This window comes from Salifodinibacter halophilus, assembly GCA_012999515.1.
Lineage (GTDB): Bacteria > Pseudomonadota > Gammaproteobacteria > Nevskiales > Salinisphaeraceae > Salifodinibacter > Salifodinibacter halophilus.
In genome coordinates this window covers 1-330 of the sequence record JABEEB010000089.1, presented here as the reverse complement: position 1 = coordinate 330, position 330 = coordinate 1, and the positions used below count along the sequence as shown (strand labels likewise).

Genomic DNA, 330 nt, shown 5'->3' with positions numbered 1-330 from the left:
CTGAACGAGGCCGCCTTGTCCAAGGCCGACCGCAAGCTGCTGGAGGCTTACCGGGCCGAACTGGCGGCGCAGACGGCCCGGGAAACCGATTCCAGCCCCGTTTCGGCCGGCCCGGCGGGCCCCGATCCGGAGCCGGCCGGCCAGGCCCTAGCCACGGCCAAAAAAATCCCGTTATAATTAGTCGCTTAGCTGTACCCATAGCTATATCCATGCCATGACGCGGGTCCACGTGCACTCGCGCAACAACTAATCCAACAGGCCATAGCCATGAACAAGCCGTCCATCCATACGCTGGTCCAGAATTTCGAAGCCGAAAAGGTACAGCGCAAG

General features: G+C 61.5%; 1 protein-coding gene. It reads left to right on the top strand.

Annotated elements, in window-relative coordinates; all coding sequences use genetic code 11:
- Positions 1-15: 15 nt before the first annotated feature.
- Positions 16-177: a hypothetical protein gene (locus HKX41_10825; GenBank protein NNC24623.1), complete on the top strand. Its 162-nt coding sequence runs from the start codon at positions 16-18 to the stop codon at positions 175-177.
- The last annotated feature ends 153 nt before the right edge of the window (positions 178-330 follow it).